Below are 22,355 nucleotides of genomic sequence, written 5' to 3' on the forward strand. Positions count from 1 at the left end.
CCTAGAAACGAAGGGTCATATCGGTGCCCTGACCGACAACCGACAGCTTGCGCCCTGCGTCCGCAACAACAGCGGGCAGCAGGGCAAATTGCACATGCGCGGGCTGTATTTCCTGCGGCACGATCGCACTTTCCAACCCTTCCCACAGCGCGGAATCGACGTTCAGCTTCTCGCCGCGCCCGTGCACGGTCCAGCGTTCGCGTTCGCAGGTTACCTCGATCCGGCCCCCATAGGGCATTGCCGTTTCCAGACATTGAATCGCCAGAAACGCCATGCGCACCGCATCGCGCGGCTGTTCGTCCATTGGCCCCCAGGCCACGGTCAAACGGCCAGTGCCCATCAGATCGCGCAGCACGCTGACAATCTCGGCGCGGCCCATTTCCTGATCACCTGCCGCCCCGTAAGCGATGCGAAAGAACCGGATGCGCGCCGTGGCATTGCCGACCGATTCAGAAATCAGCTGGATCTCCGGCCCGTCGTTGCTGCCGGTCATCTCTAACAGCTCCAGCCCATTGTTGATCGCGCCAATGGGGGATATGAGATCGTGACAGATGCGGCTGCCAATCAAGTATCCGTCTTGGTCAAGGGTGTTTTGGTGTCCATTCTCTGTTTTCGCTTATGAGAGTGTTTGCGAGGATCAGGAGTTTTCGCATGAGGACGGCGAGCGCGACCTTGTGGGGTTTTCCGGCGGCTCTGAGGGCATCGTATTTCTGGCTCAGATCGGGGTTTCGCTTCATGGCGACGAGGGCGGGCATGAACAGGCTCTCGCGCAGGAGCCTGCGCCCGCCCTGGATGTGGGCCTTTCCGCTCCACTGACCGGACTGACACGTGATCGGCGCGAGACCTGCGAGCGCCGCGATCTGCTTTGACCCCAGAGTGCCGATCTCGGGGCATTCGCTGAGCAGCGCCCGTGCGGTGATGGCACCGATCCCGGGGATCGAGGTGAGAATGCCGGTTGCCCTGGCGCGTTCCGGGCAATCGCGGTTTCGCCGTTCGATTTCGGCGTTAAGCCTGTCGATCTGGTGGTTGACCTGACGCAGGCGTGCCCGGGTCAGGCGGCGGGTCACGTCGAGCTGTTGCGTGCCAAGGCGGTTCATCAGCGCGGTACGATCCCGCACCAGCCCGGTGCGGGCGACATGCAACTCCTTGATTTCACGCTGTTTGGGGTCGGTTGGCTGGTCCGGAACCAGCTCCAGCGCGCGCCCCATGAGCGCGAGCATGCGGGCATCGACCGCGTCGGTCTTAGCGCGTGTGCCGTGGGCCTGCGCGAAGCGGCGGGCCTGCAGCGGGTTCACCTTGACGAGCGGCAGGCGGCCTGAGAAATGGCTCTCGAGGCGTCGGTGGTAGGGGCCGGTGGGCTCGAAGACCACGCGCTCCGGCGTTGTCTGCCCCAACCAGCGCTCGAAGGCGCGCAGGCCTGTCGCGGTATTGTCGAACCGGGCGTGGGTTGCGGTGCTGAGCCGGTGCGCGTCAAGATGCGCTTTCGAGATGTCGATGCCGATGGTATCGTTGATCATCTTCGTCATGTCCTTTGCTTGTCGTGCAGAGCCTGTGAGCTGCTGCGTATCCGTTCAGGCCTCATGCGAAGACGACGGGCGATCTCACTTGATTACGGTCCTCGAAGACCTGGCCGCAGACGATCCACCCGTCGCCGGTGCCTGCGATCCAAAAGGTGGCTGGCACCGGCTCCACCTTCGCAGAAGAGCCACGGAAAGTCTGAGACAAGGCCGCCAGATTGACGTTACTGGTGCCCATGGGCGGCCTCCTGTAAAGGGTGACAGATGGAAGATCTAAATGCCATTCTGGCTCCTGGTATGTTGGTGCGCCATCCCGATTGCCCGGACTGGGGAGTGGGTCAGGTACAAAGCAACATCGCCAAGCGGGTCACTGTCAACTTTCGTGAGCAAGGTAAAGTTGTCATCGACAGCACGCGTATTGCTTTGGTACCAGTCTTTGATGGCCTATGATCCTTGCGGAAACGTTAACAGATACCCCTGAGAACCGATTTGAGTTAATTTCTGCCCATCCCGCGCGGCTCCGCGCGAAGGGACCCAAAACAGACTGATCCCAATGCCCATGACCCGCCCCGCCCGAGAGACTGCGCCACACTTCAGGGTTTCGATGGCACGTGATGCCGACGACCTGAAAGCGGCCCAGCGGCTGCGCTATGACGTCTTTGTGCGCGAGTTGGGTGGCGGTGGCGCGCTGGTGGATCACGATGCGGGGCTTGAGAAAGACCGCTTTGACCCGTTCTTTGACCATCTGTTGCTGCACGACGAAACGCGGGGCCAGGTGGTGGGCGTGTATCGTATGTTGCGCGGCGATCAGGCGCGTGCAGCGGGGCAGTTTTATTCCGAGGACGAATACGACCTGACGCCATTGCGCAACTCGGGGCGCAACCTGTTGGAGTTGGGACGTTCGTGCCTGCATCCCGATTACCGCGGCGGGATGGCAATGCACTATCTGTGGTCAGCGCTGGCGTCTTATGTTGCCGAGCACAAGATAGACATCCTGTTTGGCGCCGCCAGTTTTCATGGCACCGACGCGCAGGCTCTGGCCGCCCCCCTGTCGTTGCTGCACCACCGGCATCTTGCGCCTCCCGGGGTGCGCGTGCGTGCGCGAGCGGCCTCCTTCCAGTCGATGAACCTGATTTCCGAGGACGCGCTGGACCGGCGTGCGGCGATGTTGCAGGTGCCTGCGCTGATCAAGGCCTATTTGCGGCTGGGCGGCGTGGTGGGCGAGGGCGCGTGGATTGATCGCACGTTCAACACCACCGATGTCTGTCTGGTCATGGACACGGCACAGCTGAACACCCGCCAAAGCCGCCTGTACACCGCACGGGACAAGGCATGAGCATGATCTGGGACGACGGCAATGTGCCACCGCCACGCCGCTTCGGGTTTGGTGACTGGATGCGCGTAGTGGTGCGCGGCCTGACAGTGGGTGCGCTGGTGTTTGGCGGGCTCGCGGTGCTGCTGATGGTGCGGCTGATCGAGCGGCCATTGTTCGGGCTGCGCCGCCCGGTCACGCCCTTCATCACCGTGGGCGTGTGCAAGGGGGCGCTGCGGCTGATGGGGTTGCCGTTGCAGGTGACCGGAACGCCGATGCGCGGGCAGGGGGCGGTGGTGGCCAACCATTCCTCTTGGCTGGATATTTTCGTCCTGAACGCCTCAAAACGCATATATTTCGTGTCGAAATCCGAGGTCGCGAACTGGCCCGGGATCGGCTGGCTTGCGCGGGCCACCGGCACCGTCTTTGTCGTGCGTGACCCGCGCCGCGCCGCCGAACAGACGCAGATGTTCCAAGACCGCCTGCTGGCCGGCCACAGGCTGCTGTTCTTCCCCGAAGGCACCAGCACCGACGGCCTGCGGGTGCTGCCGTTCAAACCGACGCTGTTTCAGGCGTTTTTCGCGCCCGAACTGCGGGACACCTTGCAAGTGCAGCCCGTCACGGTGATCTACCACGCACCGGCAGGCGCGGATGCACGGTTTTACGGCTGGTGGGGGGATATGGATTTTGCCACACATCTGCTGTCCACACTGGCCGCCGCCCGTCAGGGACGCGTTGACGTGGTATATCACGCGCCGTTGAAGGTGGCCGATTTTGCCGATCGCAAATCGTTGGCTGCTGCTGCCGAGGCCACGGTGCGCGACGCGCATGTGCTGGCGGAGATCGCGTGCGCGTCGGGGGCTGCAAAATAAGGGCAAACCGCTCTTGCACCCCGCGCAAAACCGGCCTATACGCGCGACACTTCAATCCGCAGGTGGGGATTGGGCTTTCCGGGGGAGAAATCCCCGGATGTCCGCCGGTTGGTGCAGTCGCACTGATACCCCGCCAAGGCGAAAACCGGAAAAGGAATAAGACATGGCTCTTCCCGAGTTCTCCATGCGCCAGCTGCTGGAAGCAGGCGTACACTTTGGTCACCAGACACAGCGCTGGAACCCCCGCATGGGCCCGTTCATCTACGGCGCACGCAACGGCATCCACATCATGGACCTGACGCAAACTGTTCCAATGCTGGACCAGGCGCTGCAAGTCATCCGTGACACCGTCGCCAAAGGCGGCAGCATTCTCTTCGTCGGCACCAAGCGTCAGGCCGCACAGCCCATCGCAGATGCCGCAGAAAAATGCGCACAGTATTACATGAACCACCGCTGGCTGGGCGGCACGCTGACCAACTGGCAGACCGTGTCCAAGTCGATCCAGCGTCTGAAAACCATCGACGAACAGTCGGAACTGGGTTTCGAAGGCTTCACCAAAAAAGAACGTCTGGGCATGGAACGTGACCAGTTCAAACTGGAAGCATCGCTGGGCGGTATCCGTGAAATGGGCGGCCGTCCCGACCTGATCTTCGTCATCGACGTGAAAAAAGAAGCGCTGGCAATTGCCGAAGCCAACAAGCTGGGCATCCCGGTTGTGGCCGTGGTTGACACCAACTGCTCGCCTGACGGCATTGATTATATCATTCCGGGCAACGACGACGCGGCCCGCGCCATCACGCTGTATTGCGATCTGGCCGCCCGCGCAGCGCTCGACGGCATGAGCGCCCAACTGGGTGCGGCCGGCGTCGACATCGGCGCGATGGAAGAAGCGCCCGTTGAAGAAGCCGTTGCAGAAGAAACGGCACCGGCAGCCGAAGAGGCCAAAGCCGACAGCTAAGGCTGTTACATGGTTTTGATAAAAAGCGGCGGGGGCAACCCCGCCGACCCGCAATAAATCTGAGGAGACCCGACAGATGGCAATTACAGCATCTATGGTCAAAGAACTGCGCGAAAGCACAGGCGCAGGCATGATGGACGCCAAAAAGGCGTTGACCGAAAACGATGGCGACATGGAAGCAGCGGTCGATTGGCTGCGCACCAAAGGTCTGGCCAAAGCGGCCAAGAAATCGGGCCGCACCGCTGCCGAAGGTCTGGTTGCAGTCAAGGTTGACGGCAACAAGGGTATCGCGGTCGAAGTGAACTCGGAAACCGACTTTGTCGGCAAGAACGCCGAATTCCAGGGCATGGTGTCGGGCATTGCCGACGTGGCAATCACCGTCGATTCCGTTGACGCGCTGAACGCGGCTCCGATGGGTGGCAAGACTGTCGCCGAAATCGTGACCGACAAGATCGCCACAATCGGTGAAAACATGTCGGTGCGCCGCATGCAGTCGATCACTGGCGACACAGTTGTGTCCTATGTCCACAACGCAGCCGCACCCGGCATGGGCAAAATCGGCGTTCTGGTCGCAATGACCGGTGGCGACGACGCCTTTGGCAAACAGGTTGCGATGCACATCGCGGCTGTGAACCCTGCTTCGTTGAGCGAAGCCGATCTTGACCCCGCCGTGGTCGAGAAGGAAAAGCAGGTTCAGATCGACATCGCCCGCGAAAGCGGCAAGCCTGACGCCGTCATCGAAAAGATGATCGTTGGCCGTATGAAAAAATACATGTCGGAAGTGACCCTGCTGAACCAGCAGTTCGTCGTGAACCCCGACCTGACCGTTGCGGATGCCGCAAAAGAAGCGGGTGCCACAATCACCGGTTTCGTGCGTCTGGAAGTGGGCGAAGGCATTGAAGTGGTCAAAGAAGACTTTGCCGCCGAAGTGGCCAAAGTCGGCCAAAGCTGATTTCGGCGCTTTTGTAAGCGACGACAGAGAACACAGGCAGGGCATCCCTTGGGGTGCCCTGTTTGCATTTTGGGGCGCTGCCCCCGCGTCTGCGACGCGCCCCCGGAGTTTATCTGGCAAGATGAAGAGCCGTTCACGCATTTGTGGTCTGGGCGAATGGTTCAACCGTACTAGGTTAAGTGCAAAGCAACCAACCGGGGATGATAATGACCATGATACCGCGCAGAACCTTTCTGGCCAGCAGTGCTGCCGCCATCACCTTTTTGCCCTATGCCGCACGCGCTGCGGCCCATGCCGGGGACAGATTTTCCACCGACACTGGCGACATCACGGTTTTCCCTGTCGATCATGCGTCGTTCGTGATGACCACACCGGCGGGCACGATCTATAATGATCCCATCGGAGATCCAGCAAATTACGCAGATTTCCCTGCCGCCGACCTGATCCTTGTCACCCATGAGCACGGTGACCATTACAATGCCGAAACCCTGGCGGCCCTGATGGGCGAGAACACCGTTCTGGTGGTCAATCCTGCGGTTGCGGCCCTGCTGCCTGAAGATCTGGCCGGGCGGGCAACCGTGCTGGCCAATGGCGAGCAAGCGATGGCGGGCGATGTGTCTATCAACGCCATTCCGGCCTATAACACCACCGAAGAGCGCAAGAACTTCCACCCCGAAGGACGTGACAACGGCTATGTGCTGACAATCGACGGTTTTCGCACCTATATCTCGGGTGACACCGAAGGCACGCGCGAGATGAAGGCGCTGAGCGATATTGATCTGGCCTTTGTCTGCATGAACCTGCCGTTCACAATGGATTCGGATGCGGCTGCCGAAGCCGTGGCCGCCTTCAAGCCAACCCATGTCTATCCTTACCACTACCGTGGCCGTGACGGTGGCACACAGGACCCGGAGGCCTTTGCCGCCGCTGTGGGCGACGCGACCATCGTCAAAATGGGCAACTGGTACAGTTAAAAGCGAACGGAGCCACCCGGGCAGGAGTGGCTCCGTTCCAATGACCCCGGGTCTTGATCACGGGGATGAGACGTGACCCTGAGGTTTGGTTCCGATCCCGAAGACTGACTATACGTCCCGGGACCGGGGTCCGGTAAGACCGGTCGGTTGGCAGGGCCCCGAAATCGCGAGGATGCCTTCCGCTGCTCCAATGGCATAAGCCACCACTCACGGAACATCTTGATATTGACGGTTAACCTTACTTTACGAAAGTCAGGTAATCCTTACCCGATAGTCAGATTATTGCCGCCGCTCGGGAAGGGGAAAGAACAATCTGTCGCGTCACGGGTGACGATTCTTGCAGATGTTACGCGAAATTTCTGTGAAAGGGCGCAGCACAACGGTGCCGGCGCCTTGTTCGGCCCTAGGCTTCGAGAATGAACATCTGGTTGGCAAAGGCCGCCTTGAGCACCGCCTGCGCAGTGGTTTCAACCGCCAGCGCCTCGCGCGCCAGGCGCAGATGCTTTTCCACGGTGGCCGAGGTCAGGCCCATCAGCACGGCGATGTCCTGCATGGTCTTGCCGTCACCCACCCATTCCAATGCCTCGCGCTGACGCTTGGTCAGGCCGCGATTGGGACCGGCATAGGGCAGCGTCAGAATCTTGAGGTGGGCCACATTGTTCATCAAATGAATGTCACGGCCATGTTCGGCCCAGACCGCGTCGATCTCGTCCTGGGTCAGGCCCTTGCGTGCGGTCAAGGCAATTGCGCCCTTGGACCGTGCCGAGACCGACTTGAAACTGATGGTGTAGCCGACGGTGACGCCCATCTTCTTGTTAAATTCCATCACCCGCGCTTCGGCAGGGGTCAGGGTTTGGGTCTCGACCATCTGGCCCAGAATGCGCCAGCTGCCCGCACCTTCGTTGTTCAGCGCCCAACTGACCATGGGAGCATGGACATAGTGCTGCTCGCCCATGAACACGTCGGTATAGGATTTGTCATGGTTCGTCAGAATGATGAAATCTTCGGGGTCGCCCAGGTTGTTGCCGGACCGATAGCGGGTAAACCCATAGATCAGACGATCGAACCCGTAGCTGGCCATCTTGTCGGTATGGGCATCCCACAGTTCTTCCATGGTCTGGCAATTGGACAACCCGTGCAGATAGGCGCGCATACCGTCACTCATCGTGCAGACTCCAGATGTTTGGCCAGAACCTGTATCGCCAGATCATAGCCCTGCGCGCCAAATCCAGCAATCTGGCCGAGCGCCACGGGGGCGATGTGGCTGTAATGGCGAAATGCCTCGCGGGCATGGATGTTGGACAGATGTACTTCGACCACCGGCACTTCGACCGAGGCAATCGCATCGCGCAGCGCAACAGAGGTGTGGGTATAGGCCCCGGCGTTCAGCACGATGCCCCCGTGGGTGCCTTTGGCGGCGTGAATTGCGTCGATCATCACGCCCTCGTGGTTGGACTGGGCGCAAACCACGTCCAGCCCCACGGCCTTACCCCACGCGACGCACATCTCCTCGACATCTTTCAGCGTCGTGCGCCCGTAAACATCGGGCTGGCGCGTGCCCAGCAGGTTCAGGTTTGGTCCGTTGAGGACAAGAATCGACGTCATACCATCTCTCTTGCAAATTCAACGCACAGTTAGCCGCACAGCGCCCTTGGTGTCCAGCGCAGTGCGGCGCTTTGTCTGTCAGTTTGCAGGGCCAAATACTGCCAATCCCAGCCATTCGGCGATCAGGGCAGGGGTTTCTTCGCCCTCGATCTCGATCGTCAGGCCGGTTTCACGCAGCAAATCAGTGGCGTTGCGCTGCTTGACCGAGTTGATGACAAACCGCCCCCGCACCCGCGCGCCAGCCTTGACCGGGTTCAGGAACCGCAGTTTGTTGAACCCATAGTTGATGCCCATCACCTGACCATCGGCCATGGCAAAACAGTCATAGGCAAAGCGGCTGGCGAGGCTAAGTGTCAAAAACCCGTGGGCGATAGATCCGCCAAAGGGTGTTTCGCGGGCGGCACGTTCGGGATCAATGTGGATCCACTGCTGGTCTTGTGTGGTCTCGGCAAAACTGTCGATCATCGCCTGATCGACGGTGATCCAGTTGGATGTGCCGACCTCCTGGCCGATCAGCCCCTCAAGACGGGCTACTTCTGTTTCGATTGGTGTCATGTTCTTCTCCCTAAAAATCTATGCAATCACGCAGGGTCGGCGGCGACGCGCACCATGCGTTTGCCTTTGTTGTCGCCCGCCAGCAGGCCGATCAGCGCTTTGGGTGCGTTTTCCAGCCCTTCGACCACATCTTCTGTCACCTTGACCTGACCGCTGCGCACCCATGTTTGCAGGGCGCGGATGGCCTTGGCATCGTCATCGGCAAAATCCATCACGATAAAGCCTTCCATACGCAGCCGTTTGACCACGACCAGACCGGGCAGGTTGCGCGGGCCGGTGGGGGATTTGGTGTCATACTGGCTGATGGCGCCACAGCAAGCGATGCGGCCCTTGTCGTTCATCAAGGCCAATACCGTTTCCAGCACGGTGCCGCCGACGTTGTCGAAATAGACGTCCACGCCGACAGGGCATTCCGCACGCAGCGCCTTGAACAGCCCTGCCTCGCGGTAATCGACGCAGGCGTCAAAGCCCAACTCGTCCACCACCCATTTGCATTTCTCAGGCCCGCCGGCGATGCCCACGACGCGGCAACCCAAGGCCTTGCCGATCTGACCGACAAAGCCGCCGACCGATCCAGCCGCCGCAGAAACGACAATCGTTTCGCCCGCCATCGGTTTGCCGACGCTGACCAGCCCGTGAAAGGCTGTCTTGCCTGCTATGCCAAACACGCTGATCAGATGGCTTAGCTGGTCGACCTTTGGCAGCTTCTGCACCTTGTGGGCAGGGCGCACAACATAGTCTGCCCAAACCGATTCAGCGGCAACAATGTCTCCGACCGCCACGCGGGAAGAATTGGATTCGACCACTTCGCAGATCGAATAGGTGGCCATCACATCGCCCGCCTTGACCGCATCGCGGTAGGTCGCGCCCTGCATCCAGCTGCGGTTGGCAGCGTCGATCGACATCAGGATGGTCTTCAACAGCACTTCGCCGTCGCCTGCGGCGGGCATGGGCGTCTCTTGCAGGGCAAAGTTGTCCTCGGTCAACGTGCCGTCGGGCAGCGTTTGCACGACAATCTGTCGGTTGTTCATTGTCAGCGTTCCTTTTATCAAACGTGAAAAGAGAAAGGTTTGTCATGTCCCGTGAATTCCGCCAGCCCGTCTATGCGCCGCCCAAAGGGTCCACCGACCTTCTGTTGATCCGTCACGGTGAAAGCGCGCCGGCACGCGAGGGCGTGCATTTCGACACGGTCGACGGGCACGGCGATCCGCATCTGCATCCGCAAGGGCACAAACAGGCCGAGCGTGTGGGTGCGCGGCTGAAGAACAACGCGATCAGCGCGATCTATGTGACCAAGCTGACGCGCACCCAACAGACGGCGGCACCGCTGGTGCAGCATCTGGGACTGACGCCGCAGCAAAACCCCGACCTGCACGAGGTGCACCTGGGCGACTGGGACGGCGGTCTGTACCGCGTCAAGGCCGCTGCAAACGATCCGGTTTACCGTCGCGCGATGGAGGCGCAGGACTGGGGCCTGATCCCAAATGCCGAAACCCGCGATGCGTTCTTTGAACGGGTGACGCGCGGGTTGATGGCCATTGCCGCCGATCACATTGACGAACAGGTTGCCGTGTTCGTGCACGGCGGTGTCATCGCGGCCGCGCTGGCCGTGGCCACGCGGTCCGAACCCTTTGCCTTTCTGGGGGCCGCGAACGGGTCGATCAGCCGCCTTGTGATCCAAGGCGACCGAATGACCATTCGCGGGTTCAACGATACATCGCATCTGGATGGCCTTTGATTTCAAAGGTCATTCGACCTTAAGCACCACCTTGCCCTGCACCTTGCGGTCCTGAATGTACTCCAGCGCCTTGCCCGCCTCTTGCAGCGGGAACGTGGCGTCGATGCGCGGCTTGATCTTGCCCGCGGCGTAGAGCGTGAACAGGTCCTGCATGTTTTCCATGTGGCCCTTGGGGTCCTGACGGGTCGACGCGCCCCAGAACACGCCGACGATCTGGCATGATTTCAGCAAGGTCAGGTTCAACGGAATCTTGGGAATGCCGGCAGGGAACCCCACCACGAGAAAGCGACCGGCCCAGCCCATCGCGCGAATGACCGGCTCGGCATAGTTGCCGCCCACGGCGTCATAGGCCACATCGATGCCTTTCGGGCCGACCAGATCCTTGATTTCCTTGGAAAACGCACGCTGCGCGTCCTTGTCCATGTCGCGGGTGTAGACCAGCGTTTCATCCGCGCCGACCGCGCGGCAGAACTGCGCCTTTTCCTCGGAAGACACAGCGGCAATCACGCGCGCGCCTGCCGCCTTGCCAAGCTCGATCGCAGCAACACCAACGCCGCCGGCAGCGCCCAGAATAAACAGCGTCTCGCCCGGCTGGATGTTGGCGCGGTCCTTCAGCGCGTGGTGCGAGGTGCCATAGGTCAGCACCAGACAGGCCGCATCTTCGAACGGCATATCGTCAGGCATTTTCAGACAGGCCGCCGCAGGGGCGCACAGCTGCGTGGCAAAGCCACCGAAACCGGTCATCGCGATCACCTTGTCGCCGACCGCAAAGCCAGAAACCCCTTCGCCCAGTTCCTCGACCACGCCCGACACTTCACCGCCGGGGGCAAAGGGGCGTTCCGGCTTCATCTGATACATGTCGCGGATGATCAGTGTGTCGGGAAAGTTCACACCCGCCGCCTTGACCGCAATCCGCACCTCGCCCTTGGCGGGCTTTGGATCCGGCATTTCGGTCAGTTCCAAGGTTTCCGGTCCGCCCACGGCGGTGCTCAACATTGCTTTCATAACGGGTTCCCCTCCATAATCTGTGACGCAACGGCACGACTGGCCACAGCATCTTGTCATGCGCAATCCTGCCTGCCACACCTTGTCAGCGCAATTGCGAAATGCAATTTTGCATTGCGGAACGTAACGGCACTGCTGCATCGGGGAGGATGAGCATGAGCGATGACGCACTGAACGCATTCCGGGCGGAGGTCCGGACATGGCTGGAGGAGAACTGCCCCCAAGAGATGCGCGACGGCGCGTCCGGTGAGGATGCAATCGTCTGGGGCGGACGCAACTGGAAATTCAAGAGCGACGCGCAAAAGCTGTGGCTGGAACGGATGGCGTCCAAGGGCTGGACCGTGCCAACCTGGCCGGTGGAATATGGCGGCGCAGGCTTGGACCGCGCCCACCACAAGATCCTTCTGGACGAAATGCGCAAGATGGGCGCACGCGTGCCGCTGCAAAGCTTTGGCATCTGGATGCTGGGGCCTGCGCTGCTCGCGTTCGGTTCGCACGAACAGAAACTGCAATACCTGCCGCCCATCGCGCGCGGCGAAGTGCGCTGGTGTCAGGGCTATTCCGAACCGGGAGCGGGATCGGATCTGGCAAGCGTGCAGACCAAGGCCGAGAGCGACGGTGACCACTATATCGTCAACGGCCAGAAAATCTGGACCTCCTACGCCGACAAGGCCGATTGCATCTTTGCGCTGGTGCGCACCGACCGTGACGCGCCGAAACATCTGGGCATCACGTTCCTGCTGATCGACATGGAAACGCCCGGCGTGACCACCAAGCCGATCCGCCTGATCTCGGGCAAGTCGCCGTTCTGCGAGACCTTCTTTGACGACGTGCGGGTGCCCAAGGCCAATGTGGTCGGCACCGAAAACCGCGGCTGGGACGTGGCCAAACACCTGTTGACCCACGAACGCGAGATGATCTCGGGTGGCGGGCAGGGTCTGTTGGGTGGCAGGCCGCTGGGCGCGGTGCTGAGCGAACAAGACGGCGGGCTGACCGATCCCGTGCTGCGCGCTGAAGCGATGGCCTGCGAGATTGACGCGCTGGCCGTGGCACTGACGCTGGAACGCTACAAGGACCAGGCCGAAAGCGGTGGCGGCGTGGGCGACGCCTCGGCCATGCTGAAATACGCAGGCACCGAACTGAACAAGCGGCGGCACGAGCTGATGATGTCCGCTGGCGGTGCGGATGCGCTGATCTGGGACGGCAAACATGACGGGCTTGCCGCCGACTGGCTGCGCACCAAGGCAAACTCGATCGAAGGCGGCACATCCGAGGTGATGCTGTCCATTATTTCCCGTCGTGTATTGGGGCTGCCGGCATGAGCACACTTTTGTTGACCGAAGACGAAACCATGCTGCAAGACGCCGCGCGCGGCTTTCTGGACGGCGCGGCCCCCGTGTCGCATTTCCGCAAGCTGCGCGATGCGGGGCAGACACATGATGCAAAGCTGTGGGCCGAGATGGCGCAGATGGGTTGGACCGGCGTGCTGGTCCCCGAGGATGCGGGCGGGTCCGACATGGGCCATGCCGCCGCGGCCGTTCTGGCGGGCGAGCTGGGCAAGACCTTGGTAACCTCTCCCTTTATCTCTACCGCCGTGATCGCCGCGACGGCGCTGCGACAGGTGGCGACGGATCGAGCACGCGATGCCCTGGCTGCCATCGCGGATGGCAGCGTGATTTACGGGTTGGCCGTGGACGAGGGGGCGAAACATGACCCCGATGCCACGCAGCTTGAAGCCAAGGCCGACGGCAACGGGTTTCGCCTGTCCGGCACCAAGGGCTTTGTCGTCGACGGCAGCAATGCTGACCGTCTGCTGGTTCTGGCAAAAACAGACGCCGGCCTGACCCTGTTCGACCTGCCTGCCGACCGCGAGGGGATCACCCGCACGGGCCAGAACATGGTCGATGCCCGCGACGCGGCGCAGGTGACCTTTGATAACGTGCAAGCCACGGGCGATGATGTGTTGGGATCGGTCGATGACGCCATGACCGTGCTGAAACCGGCGTTGGAAGCCGGTCAGGCGGCGCTGTCGGCCGAAATGCTGGGCCTTAGTGCCGGAGCCTTTGCCATGACGGTCGGCTATCTGAAAGAGCGCAAACAGTTCGGCGTTGAGATTGGCCGCTTTCAAGCACTTCAACATCGCGCTGCACATCTTTGGTCTGAAACGGAAATCACGCTTTCAGCTGTGCGCCATGCTGGCCGCAAACTGGACGAGGATCCCGACAACGCCACGCTGGCCGTATCGCTGGCCAAGGCCCGCGCGACACAGACCGCAAAGCTGGCCGTGATCGAAGGCGTGCAGATGCACGGCGGGATCGGCATGACCGATGATTTCGACATGGGCTTTTTCATGAAGCGCGCCCGCGTCGCAACCGAGTGGCTGGGCGACTACGGCTATCACGCCGCAAAGGTCGCCGCTGCGCGCGGTTTTTAAGGTAAAGGAAGAACTATGACACCGAATGATCTGTTTTCATTGAAGGGTAAGGTCACACTGGTGACCGGGGGTGCCACCGGCATTGGCCGTATGGCAACCACCGGGCTGATGCAGGCTGGCGCACATGTGCTGATCGCCTCACGCAAGGCCGACGCCTGTATTGCCGTTGCGGATGAGCTGAACCAGATGGACGCCCCCGGCAGTGTCGAGGGTTTCGCAGGCGATGTCGGCACCGAGGAAGGGGTCGCAGCACTGACCAAGGCCGTACAGGAACGCACCGACAAGCTTCACATCCTGATGAACAACGCGGGCGTCAGCTGGGGCGCGCCGATGGGGCAGTTCCCCTTTGATGCCTGGGCCAAGGTGATGAACGTCAACAACGCAGGCATGTTCAGCCTGACACAATCGCTGCTGCCGATGCTGATCGCCTCGTCCAACGCCGATGATCCGGCGCGTGTGGTCAACGTGGGCTCGGTCATGGGCGATGCGCCTCTGGGCGACGGGGCCTACAGCTATGCCGCGTCGAAGGCTGCGGTGCACCAGATCACCCGTATCATGGCCAAGGAATTGGCCAGCCACCACGTCACTGTGAACGCGCTGGCTCCCGGGCCATTTGTCAGCCGCATGACCGCCTTTGCCACCGCAGACGAAACCACCCGCTCCAAGGTCGGTGACGACGTGCCACTGGGCCGCGTGGGCCGCGAGGAGGACATCGCAGGCTGTATGCAGTTCCTGTGCGGCCGTGGCGGCAGCTATATCACCGGTGCAATCCTGCCGGTGTCGGGCGGCATTCAGGTGATGTCCGGCCCCAATCTTTTCCGTGCTGCTCTGGAGGGCTGAGATATGATCCGTTTTGATGACCGCGTTGCCATTGTGACAGGCGCAGGCGTCGGCCTGGGCCGTTGTCACGCGCTGGGTCTGGCCGAGCGCGGGGCCAAGGTCGTGGTGAACGATCTGGGCGCCAGCACCGATGGTGCGAGCACCGGATCGGACGCAGCCCAAAAGGTCGTGGCCGAGATCGAGGCGATGGGCGGCGAGGCGATTGCCCACGGCGCAGATGTGTCGAATGAGGAGCAGGTCAACGACATGGTCGCCAAGACCATGGAAAAATGGGGCCGCATCGACATTCTGATCAACAACGCGGGCATCCTGCGCGACAAGACCTTCGGCAAGATGACGATGGACGATTTCCGCAAGGTTGTTGACGTTCACCTGATCGGCACCGCCAATTGTTGCCATGCGGTCTGGCCGCACATGCGCGCCGCGCAATACGGGCGCATCGTGGTCACCACCTCGGCCTCGGGGCTTTACGGCAACTTTGGCCAGTCCAACTATGGCGCGGCCAAGGCCGGTGTCATGGGGTTGATGAACGTGCTGCATCTGGAAGGCGCGCGCGACAACATCCGCGTCAACACGCTGGCGCCCACCGCCGCCACCCGCATGACCGAAAACCTGATGCCGCCCGAGGCGCTGGAGCTGCTGAAACCCGAGACCATCACGCCGGGCGTGCTCTATCTGGTCTCCGAAGACGGCCCCAGCCGCAAGATCCTTGGCGCAGGGGCAGGTCACTTTGCACTGACCCGCGTCTACGAAACCGCAGGCGCGCTGATCGAGGGCGACATCACCCCCGAGGCGGTCGCCGCCCAATGGGATGCGATCTCGGCCGCCGAAGGTCAGGAAGAACTGAACGACGCTTTCGGACAAACCCGCAAATTCGCGCTCTCTGCCGCCAAGGCGAAGGGCATCAAACTCGACTGGTAACTTTCTTTTGGCCCCAAATATCCCGGGGTCCGGGGCAGCGCCCCGAAAATCCCGTCCAACCTACAAGGAACCCAACCCATGCGTGACGCAGTTATCGTATCCACCGCCCGCACCCCGATCGGCAAGGCCTATCGCGGTGCGTTCAACGCCACCACTCCTCAGGCGCTTGCCGCCCATGCCATTGAAAACGCCGTAAAACGCGCCGGCCTTGACGGGTCGGAAATCGCGGATTGCGTCTTCGGCTCGGCCTTGCAGCAGGGGTATCAGGCGGGCAACATCGCCCGTCAGGCCGCCATTCGCGCCGGTCTGCCTGTCACCGTGGGTGGCATGTCGCTGGACCGTCAGTGTGCCTCGGGCATGATGGCGATTGCCACGGCGGCCAAGCAGGTCATCACCGACGGCATGGACATTGTCATTGGCGGTGGTGTGGACAGCATTTCGTTGGTGCAGACGCCCGAAATGCGCGTGAGCGCCGATCCGTGGCTGAAGCAGACCAAGCCCGAGATTTACATGACCATGCTGGAAACCGCCGAGAACGTGGCCGAACGTTACAATGTCAGCCGCGAGGCGCAGGACGAATATTCCGCCCGCAGCCAGGAACTGACCCATCAGGCGCAGCAAGCTGGCCGTTTCGACGATGAAATCGTTGCGATGACCACCACCATGATGATCCAGGACAAGGAAACCAAGGAGATTTCCAAACACGAGGTCACTCTGGACAAGGACGAGGGCAACCGCCCCGGCACCACCGCCGAAAGCCTTGCAGGCCTGAAACCCGTGTTCAAGGACGGCATTCACCTGAAAGAAGGTAAATTCATCACCGCGGGCAACGCGTCGCAACTGTCTGATGGTGCATCCGCTGCCGTGGTCATGGAAGCCAAGGAAGCCGAGCGTCGCGGTTTGCAACCGCTGGGCCGTTATGTCGGCGTCATGGCCGCGGGCTGTGAGCCGGACGAGATGGGCATCGGCCCGATCTATGCCGTACCCAAGCTGCTGGAAGCACATGGGCTGAAGATCGAAGACATCGGCCTGTGGGAGCTGAACGAGGCCTTTGCCTGCCAGGTCATCGCATCGCGTGACAAGCTGGGCATTCCGGACGAGTTGCTGAACGTGGACGGCGGGGCGATTTCCATTGGTCACCCTTACGGCATGTCGGGCGCGCGCATGGTTGGCCACGCGCTGATCGAAGGCAAACGTCGCGGCGCGAAATACGTGGTTTGTACCATGTGTGTCGGCGGCGGCATGGGGGCGGCGGGTCTGTTTGAGGTTCTCTAACAAGCGCGGCGGCACGTCTGCCGCCTATACCATCACAACAACCGGATGGGCACACAGCCCATCCCTTACCCAATCTGAAAGACATATGCCGATGCCCCGTGACGACAGCCATCTTCCCAAGGCCCTGCAAGGGCTGCGCGTGCCCATGGTGGCATCGCCCCTGTTCATCATTTCCGTTCCCGAACTGGTCATTGCCCAGTGCAAGGCGGGCGTCGTCGGCAGCTTTCCGGCGCTGAACGCCCGCGAGGCCGAGGGCGAGCATCCGTTGCTGGACACCTGGCTGACGCAGATCAGCGAAGAGCTGGACCGCCACAACCAGGCCAATCCCGACAGTCCTGCGGCCCCCTTTGCGGTCAACCAGATTGTCCACCGGTCGAACGGGCGTCTGGATCGGGATCTGGAGATTTGCGTGAAACACAAGGTGCCGATCTGGATCACCTCGCTGGGCGCACGCGAAGAGGTCAACGAGGCGGCGCATTCCTGTGGCGGCATCGTGCTGCATGATGTCATCAACAACACCTTCGCCAAGAAGGCGATCAGCAAGGGTGCTGACGGTCTGGTAGCCGTGGCTGCCGGTGCCGGGGGTCATGCGGGCATGCAATCGCCCTTTGCGCTGATCCGTGAAATCCGCAGCTGGTTCGATGGCCCGTTGCTGCTGTCTGGCGCGATTGCATCGGGCGAGGCACTGCTGGCCGCACGCGCCATGGGGGCCGACCTGGGCTATGTCGGTTCGGCGTTCATCGCCACGGACGAGGCCAACGCCCAATCCGAATACAAACAGATGATTGCTGATAGCACCGCCGAAGACATCGTTTATTCCTCGCTGTTCACCGGCGTGTCGGGCAACTATCTGCGCGGCTCGATTGCAGCGGCCGGCATGGACCCCGACAACCTGCCATCGGCCGATGCGTCTTCGATGAACTTTGGCGACGGGTCTTCCAAGCCGAAGGCGTGGAAATCCATTTGGGGCGCAGGGCAGGGCATTGGCGCTGTCACATCCGTCGGCCCCGCGTCAGCGGTCGTTGAACGGATTGCGGCCGAATACGAGGCGGCAGGCAAGCGGCTGGCCGCCGAGTTCACAGGGTAGGGCGCCCAGCAATGGCAGAGCTCTATCTGATCCGCCACGGACAGGCCTCCTTTGGGGCCGACAACTATGACTGTCTCAGCGACAAGGGGCATAGTCAGTCAGCAGCCGTGGGCAACTGGCTGCGCAGCACCGGCTGGACGCCCGACCGTCTGGTCACCGGCACGCTGGAGCGTCAGCGCGACACGCTGACCTCGATGGGCTATCGCGGCGATACGGAAGTCTACGCAGGCTTTGACGAATACGACTTTCACGATCTGTTGCAGGCCCGCTTTCAGGGCAATGTGCCCGACACGGTCCGGGGCGACCGCAAGACACACTTTCGCACCCTGCGTGAAACGGTGCTGGAATGGCAGGCGGGCGGCTTGCCGGATGCCTCGGAAACCTATCAGGATTTCACCGAGCGCACCGCAGCGGCCATGCAGCAGGCGACCCGTGACGGTGCCAAACGGGTGCTTGTGGTTTCGTCGGGCGGCGTGATCGGGCAACTGGTGGCGCGCGCATTGGAAGCGCCTGCGCGGATGATGATGGAGCTGAATCTTCAGATCAAGAACACTGCCGTGACCAAATTTGTCTTTTCCGGCACGCGCCATTTCGTGCATCAGTTCAACGCCACACCGCATTTCGACACCGATCAGGATTTGCTGACATATAGCTGAGGGTCAAACAGATGAGCCAAGACACACAAACGCTGGATCTCGACGCGGTCGAAACCTATCTGGCGGCCAACCTGCCGGGGTTCAAAGGCCCGATCGAGGCAGACAAGTTCCAACGCGGTCAGTCGAACCCGACCTTTCTGCTGAAAACGCCCACGCGCAACTATGTGCTGCGCCGCAAGCCCCCCGGACAATTGCTGAAATCGGCCCACGCAGTCGACCGCGAGTTTCGCGTGCAATCCGCGCTGGCCGATACCGATGTACCCGTAGCCAAGATGCACCTGCTGTGTGAAGACCCCGCGATCATCGGGTCCGATTTCTACATCATGGACCATATCGACGGGCGCAACTTCAATCTCCCAACGCTGGAGGAACTGGCCAAAGCGGATCGCACCGCCGTGCTGGACGACATGAACCGCGTTCTGGCAGCCTTGCACGATGTGGACATCGACGCGGTGGGCCTGTCGGATTTCGGCCCCCCGGGCAACTATTACGAACGTCAGATCGGCCGTTGGTCCAAACAATACCGCGCATCCGAAACCGAAACCGTGCCCGAGATGGACACTTTGATGGACGCGCTGTCCGCCCAGATCCCCGCAGACGATGGCCAGCGTACGCTGGTGCATGGTGACTATCGCATTGACAACATGATGTTTGAAAAGGATGGCACCAAATGTCTGGCCATTCTGGACTGGGAGCTGAGCACCATCGGCCATCCCTTTGCCGACCTTGCGGCGGTGCTGATGCAATGGCAAATGCCAGCCACGCCCGAAGGGCGCGGCATGGCCGGAGTTGACCGCACCGCCATGGGGCTGCCCACCGATGCCGAGTTTGTTGCCAAATATTGCGAACGGCGTGGCATTGGCCCTATCGACAACATCGGGTTTTATGTGGCCTTCTGTTTCTTCCGCATGACTGCGATTATTCAGGGTGTGCTGAAACGGGCACTGGACGGGAACGCCTCAAACCCCGAAAGGGCGATGCAGATGGGACAGTATGTGCCATTGTTCGCCCAACACGGGCTAAAGGCACTGGAGCAAAACGAATGAACGACCTTGATCTCGCGGACCAAGCGGCGGAAGACAAAGACCGCAACTTTATTACGGCCCTGGCTCGCGGGCTCGATATTCTGCGCTGCTTCAAACAGGGCGAGCAGGCGCTGACCAATCAGGATTTCGCTGCGCGCACCGGGCTGCCCAAGCCTACGGTGTCGCGGCTGACCCATACGCTGTGCGTGCTGGAATACCTTGTGGCTGACCCGCGTACGGGAACGTACCAGTTGGGCGCGGGGGTGCTGCGGCTGGGTTTTTCGGTGCTGGCGTCGATGGATATGGTCGACCGCGCGCGCGACACCATGCGTGCGCTGTCAAACGGCCCCAACAGCTATATCACCGTGGCGCTGGCGCAGGCCTATCAGACCGATGCGGTCTATGTGGCGGTGGAAAAGTCGATGGAGAACGTTTCACTGACCATGCATGTGGGCGCGCGGCTGCCGATTTTTCATTCCGCCATCGGTCGGGCCATACTGGTTGGCATGAACGCAGATGACCGCGCGCTCATGTTCGAGCGCACAAAAGCCAAAGACCCCGAGGGGCACGCCGACCGTCAGATCGCTTTTGATCAGGCTTTGTCGGAATATGAAAGCCTTGGGTACTGCCGCAGTTATGGTGACTGGCGGCCTGATGTGAACGGCATTGCCGCACCGGTCTTTGCACTCAGCGGACGCGGTGTTTACGGGCTGAACGTGGGCGGTCCGTCATTCCATGTTAAGAAAAAACACCTTGAGCAAGCCTATGGCAGATTGTTGATCGACGCAGCGGCAGCGCTGAGCCACGGTGGCTGATCCGGCGCTTTGTCGATGGGTCAAAGAATCATTGTTCTAAGCGAAATTCAATTTTGCAGAGCGGAAGCAGAGACCGCAAAACGACGCAGCGTAAATTGTGATACAGGGCGCGTGTCAGGCGGTATTTTCCAGTAATTTTCTCGTTGAATTTTGAAAAATTTCGGCCGGATTGCCGCTATTTTTGGCACCTGAACATGTCGGATAATCTCAAGATTAGCTCAACGAATTTTCAACTTAATTATTTAATTTCAAATACTTAAGTGTCCCACTTGATCCTCTGCCCTCAGGCAGGACCTACCAGAGTGCCCGCGACCGGTCAGTGCCCAAAATTTGACCTCTGCAAGCGACACATAATGAGGCGCGAAACCGGCACCCTCGGCTTGGCGAAAGCTTGACTTATCCCACCAGTATGCAACTCTTTTTGCACACCGACGCATAGCTAATGCACGCAAGTGTAAGTCGGGGTATGTTCTAGGGAGGAACCTTAATGCGTAAATCTATCAAGCTCGGCCTCGGTGCCGCGCTGGCGCTATCTGTCAGCACCGCCGCAGTATTTGCCGACAATGTCAAAATTGCTTTTATTGATCCGCTCAGCGGACCCTTTGCCAGCACCGGCACAAACGGGCTGCACCAGTTTGAATTCGCAGCTGAAACACTGGTCAACGCCAAGGGTGGCGTTCTGGGCGGCGACATGTTCGAAATCCTGGCCTTCGACAACAAGATCAGCCCCAAGGAATCGCTGATCCAGTTGCAGGTCGCGATTGACCAGGGCGCGCGCTACATCGTTCAGGGCAACAGCTCGGGCGTTGCGAACGCACTGACCGAGGCGATTGACAAGCACAACCGTCGCAACCCCGACAGCCAGGTCCTGTTCCTGAACTATTCTGCGGTCGACCCTGCGCTGACCAACGAAAAATGTAACTTCTGGCACTTCCGCTTTGATCCGCATGTCGACATGAAAATGGCCGCGCTGACGGATATGATTGCTGAAAATCAGGACATCAAAAAAGTCTATGTGATCGGTCAGGACTATTCGTTCGGCAAGGCCGTGGCAGATGCTGCCGTGTCGATGCTGGCTGAAAAACGCCCCGACATCGAAATCGTCGGCAACGAACTGCATCCTATCGGCAAGGTGAAGGATTTCACCCCTTACAGCCGTAAAATCGTGTCTTCGGGTGCCGATGCGGTCATCACTGGTAACTGGGGCGCGGACATGCTGGGCCTGGGCAAGTCGATCCTTGAAAACGGGTTCGAAGGTCCGATCTTTACCTACTATGCTGCCGCTGATGGCATCACCGCTGCCTTTGGCGAAAGCGGCGTGGATTCCCTGTATCTGGTGGCAGAAGGCGACGACAACCCGCCGCCCAAGCCCGAAACGCAGGAATATGTGAAAGCGTTCAAGGCCAAGTATCCTGATGGCAACATGTCCCAGACCCGCATCACCAACGTGATGCAGATGCTGGCACAAGCCATCGACGCGGCGGGCACTGCGACAGACGTTGTCAAAGTGGCCACCGCGCTGGAAGGCATGCACTTCACAGACAGCCTGTGGAGCACCGAAGACATGTACATGCGTCCGCAGGATCACCAGGTCATTCAGGACATCCACATCTTTGGTCACCAGCCAGTCGCAGCACCCTATGACATGGACAACTCGGGCTATGGCCTGAAAGTCCAGTATACGGTCAAGGACGCCTCGGCTGACATCGCAACAACCTGTGACATGAAACGCCCGTAAGGGTCTGTCTGTCTGGCCCGCCCCCTGAACCGGGGCGGGCCGTTTCATAACAAAATCGCCACATCCTACCTCGGAG

Annotated in this window: 25 protein-coding genes; 17 read left to right on the plus strand and 8 right to left on the minus strand. The window is 60.7% G+C overall.

Annotation, left to right across the window (positions count from 1 at the left end; translation table 11 throughout):
• Window position 1 precedes the first annotated feature (1 nt).
• Genes DSM107133_RS09970 through DSM107133_RS09980 form a run of 3 tightly spaced genes read right to left on the minus strand, consistent with a single transcriptional unit; the run spans window position 2 to window position 1,755 of the window.
• Entirely contained in the window at window positions 2-568 is a 567-nt protein-coding gene (locus tag DSM107133_RS09970; protein WP_240310341.1) for a histidine phosphotransferase family protein, read from the minus strand.
• A 13-nt stretch (window positions 569-581) separates the two neighbouring features.
• Window positions 582-1,526, minus strand: coding sequence for an IS110 family transposase (locus DSM107133_RS09975; RefSeq protein WP_243253541.1), 945 nt, complete (start codon window positions 1,524-1,526; stop codon window positions 582-584).
• A gap of 52 nt (window positions 1,527-1,578) precedes the next feature.
• Window positions 1,579-1,755: a hypothetical protein gene (locus DSM107133_RS09980; protein ID WP_243253543.1), complete on the minus strand. Its 177-nt coding sequence runs from the start codon at window positions 1,753-1,755 to the stop codon at window positions 1,579-1,581.
• 26 nt (window positions 1,756-1,781) lie between these two features.
• Between DSM107133_RS09980 and DSM107133_RS09985 the strand changes: the two genes are divergently transcribed.
• The 6 genes from DSM107133_RS09985 (at window position 1,782) to DSM107133_RS10010 (ending at window position 6,585) form a co-directional block, all read left to right on the plus strand.
• On the plus strand, window positions 1,782-1,967 hold the full coding sequence (locus tag DSM107133_RS09985) for a DUF3553 domain-containing protein (protein WP_114292025.1): 186 nt from the start codon (window positions 1,782-1,784) through the stop codon (window positions 1,965-1,967).
• Between the two features lie 154 nt (window positions 1,968-2,121).
• Window positions 2,122-2,853 (plus strand): GNAT family N-acyltransferase, encoded by a 732-nt coding sequence (locus DSM107133_RS09990; RefSeq protein WP_114292024.1) that lies wholly within the window; start codon window positions 2,122-2,124, stop codon window positions 2,851-2,853.
• Window positions 2,850-3,701 carry a lysophospholipid acyltransferase family protein gene (locus DSM107133_RS09995; RefSeq protein WP_114292023.1) on the plus strand — a complete coding sequence of 284 codons (852 nt, stop codon included), beginning with the start codon at window positions 2,850-2,852 and terminating at the stop codon, window positions 3,699-3,701. Before DSM107133_RS09990 ends, DSM107133_RS09995 begins: the two co-directional genes overlap by 4 nt.
• Before the next feature lie 163 nt (window positions 3,702-3,864).
• The gene (gene rpsB, locus DSM107133_RS10000; protein WP_114292022.1) at window positions 3,865-4,659 is read left to right on the plus strand and encodes a 30S ribosomal protein S2; all 795 of its coding nucleotides are present in this window, start codon (window positions 3,865-3,867) and stop codon (window positions 4,657-4,659) included.
• A 76-nt stretch (window positions 4,660-4,735) separates the two neighbouring features.
• Window positions 4,736-5,611, plus strand: coding sequence for a translation elongation factor Ts (gene tsf / locus DSM107133_RS10005; RefSeq protein ID WP_114292021.1), 876 nt, complete (start codon window positions 4,736-4,738; stop codon window positions 5,609-5,611).
• A gap of 212 nt (window positions 5,612-5,823) precedes the next feature.
• A complete protein-coding gene (locus DSM107133_RS10010; RefSeq protein WP_114292031.1) occupies window positions 5,824-6,585 on the plus strand; it encodes an MBL fold metallo-hydrolase in 762 nt (253 codons plus the stop codon).
• A 403-nt stretch (window positions 6,586-6,988) separates the two neighbouring features.
• On the opposite strand, the gene DSM107133_RS10015 is transcribed toward DSM107133_RS10010, so the two are convergent.
• The 4 genes from DSM107133_RS10015 to DSM107133_RS10030 form a co-directional block, all read right to left on the minus strand.
• On the minus strand, window positions 6,989-7,750 hold the full coding sequence (locus DSM107133_RS10015) for a LuxR family transcriptional regulator (protein ID WP_240310391.1): 762 nt from the start codon (window positions 7,748-7,750) through the stop codon (window positions 6,989-6,991).
• Entirely contained in the window at window positions 7,747-8,190 is a 444-nt protein-coding gene (aroQ, locus tag DSM107133_RS10020) for a type II 3-dehydroquinate dehydratase (protein ID WP_114292019.1), read from the minus strand. Before aroQ ends, DSM107133_RS10015 begins: the two co-directional genes overlap by 4 nt.
• A gap of 78 nt (window positions 8,191-8,268) precedes the next feature.
• Entirely contained in the window at window positions 8,269-8,745 is a 477-nt protein-coding gene (locus DSM107133_RS10025; RefSeq protein ID WP_114292018.1) for a MaoC family dehydratase, read from the minus strand.
• Between the two features lie 26 nt (window positions 8,746-8,771).
• The gene (locus tag DSM107133_RS10030; protein ID WP_114292017.1) at window positions 8,772-9,776 is read right to left on the minus strand and encodes an NADP-dependent oxidoreductase; all 1,005 of its coding nucleotides are present in this window, start codon (window positions 9,774-9,776) and stop codon (window positions 8,772-8,774) included.
• Window positions 9,777-9,820: 44 nt separating this feature from the next.
• Between DSM107133_RS10030 and DSM107133_RS10035 the strand changes: the two genes are divergently transcribed.
• Window positions 9,821-10,483 carry a histidine phosphatase family protein gene (locus DSM107133_RS10035; RefSeq protein WP_114292016.1) on the plus strand — a complete coding sequence of 221 codons (663 nt, stop codon included), beginning with the start codon at window positions 9,821-9,823 and terminating at the stop codon, window positions 10,481-10,483.
• Window positions 10,484-10,492: 9 nt separating this feature from the next.
• Here the strand turns inward: DSM107133_RS10035 and DSM107133_RS10040 are convergent, their stop codons facing one another.
• On the minus strand, window positions 10,493-11,488 hold the full coding sequence (locus tag DSM107133_RS10040) for an NADPH:quinone oxidoreductase family protein (protein ID WP_114292015.1): 996 nt from the start codon (window positions 11,486-11,488) through the stop codon (window positions 10,493-10,495).
• 149 nt (window positions 11,489-11,637) lie between these two features.
• Between DSM107133_RS10040 and DSM107133_RS10045 the strand changes: the two genes are divergently transcribed.
• From DSM107133_RS10045 to DSM107133_RS10090, 10 genes are all read left to right on the plus strand, one after another.
• Window positions 11,638-12,810, plus strand: coding sequence for an acyl-CoA dehydrogenase family protein (locus tag DSM107133_RS10045; RefSeq protein WP_205387752.1), 1,173 nt, complete (start codon window positions 11,638-11,640; stop codon window positions 12,808-12,810).
• Complete coding sequence (locus DSM107133_RS10050) at window positions 12,807-13,922, plus strand: acyl-CoA dehydrogenase family protein (protein ID WP_205387751.1); 1,116 nt, start codon at window positions 12,807-12,809, stop codon at window positions 13,920-13,922. The genes DSM107133_RS10045 and DSM107133_RS10050 overlap by 4 nt, the downstream gene beginning before the upstream one ends.
• A gap of 15 nt (window positions 13,923-13,937) precedes the next feature.
• Window positions 13,938-14,762, plus strand: coding sequence for an SDR family NAD(P)-dependent oxidoreductase (locus DSM107133_RS10055; protein ID WP_114292013.1), 825 nt, complete (start codon window positions 13,938-13,940; stop codon window positions 14,760-14,762).
• A 3-nt stretch (window positions 14,763-14,765) separates the two neighbouring features.
• Window positions 14,766-15,683 (plus strand): SDR family NAD(P)-dependent oxidoreductase, encoded by a 918-nt coding sequence (locus DSM107133_RS10060; protein ID WP_114292012.1) that lies wholly within the window; start codon window positions 14,766-14,768, stop codon window positions 15,681-15,683.
• Between the two features lie 78 nt (window positions 15,684-15,761).
• Window positions 15,762-16,958: an acetyl-CoA C-acyltransferase gene (locus DSM107133_RS10065; RefSeq protein WP_114292011.1), complete on the plus strand. Its 1,197-nt coding sequence runs from the start codon at window positions 15,762-15,764 to the stop codon at window positions 16,956-16,958.
• Between the two features lie 91 nt (window positions 16,959-17,049).
• Complete coding sequence (locus tag DSM107133_RS10070; RefSeq protein WP_114292010.1) at window positions 17,050-18,045, plus strand: nitronate monooxygenase family protein; 996 nt, start codon at window positions 17,050-17,052, stop codon at window positions 18,043-18,045.
• A gap of 11 nt (window positions 18,046-18,056) precedes the next feature.
• Window positions 18,057-18,701 (plus strand): histidine phosphatase family protein, encoded by a 645-nt coding sequence (locus DSM107133_RS10075; protein ID WP_114292009.1) that lies wholly within the window; start codon window positions 18,057-18,059, stop codon window positions 18,699-18,701.
• A gap of 11 nt (window positions 18,702-18,712) precedes the next feature.
• A complete protein-coding gene (locus tag DSM107133_RS10080) occupies window positions 18,713-19,747 on the plus strand; it encodes a phosphotransferase family protein (protein ID WP_114292008.1) in 1,035 nt (344 codons plus the stop codon).
• Entirely contained in the window at window positions 19,744-20,541 is a 798-nt protein-coding gene (locus tag DSM107133_RS10085; RefSeq protein ID WP_114292007.1) for an IclR family transcriptional regulator, read from the plus strand. The genes DSM107133_RS10080 and DSM107133_RS10085 overlap by 4 nt, the downstream gene beginning before the upstream one ends.
• Window positions 20,542-21,028: 487 nt before the next feature.
• Entirely contained in the window at window positions 21,029-22,279 is a 1,251-nt protein-coding gene (locus DSM107133_RS10090) for a branched-chain amino acid ABC transporter substrate-binding protein (RefSeq protein WP_114292006.1), read from the plus strand.
• Window positions 22,280-22,355: the final 76 nt, after the last annotated feature.

This window comes from Pseudosulfitobacter sp. DSM 107133, from assembly GCF_022788695.1.
GTDB lineage: Bacteria > Pseudomonadota > Alphaproteobacteria > Rhodobacterales > Rhodobacteraceae > Pseudosulfitobacter.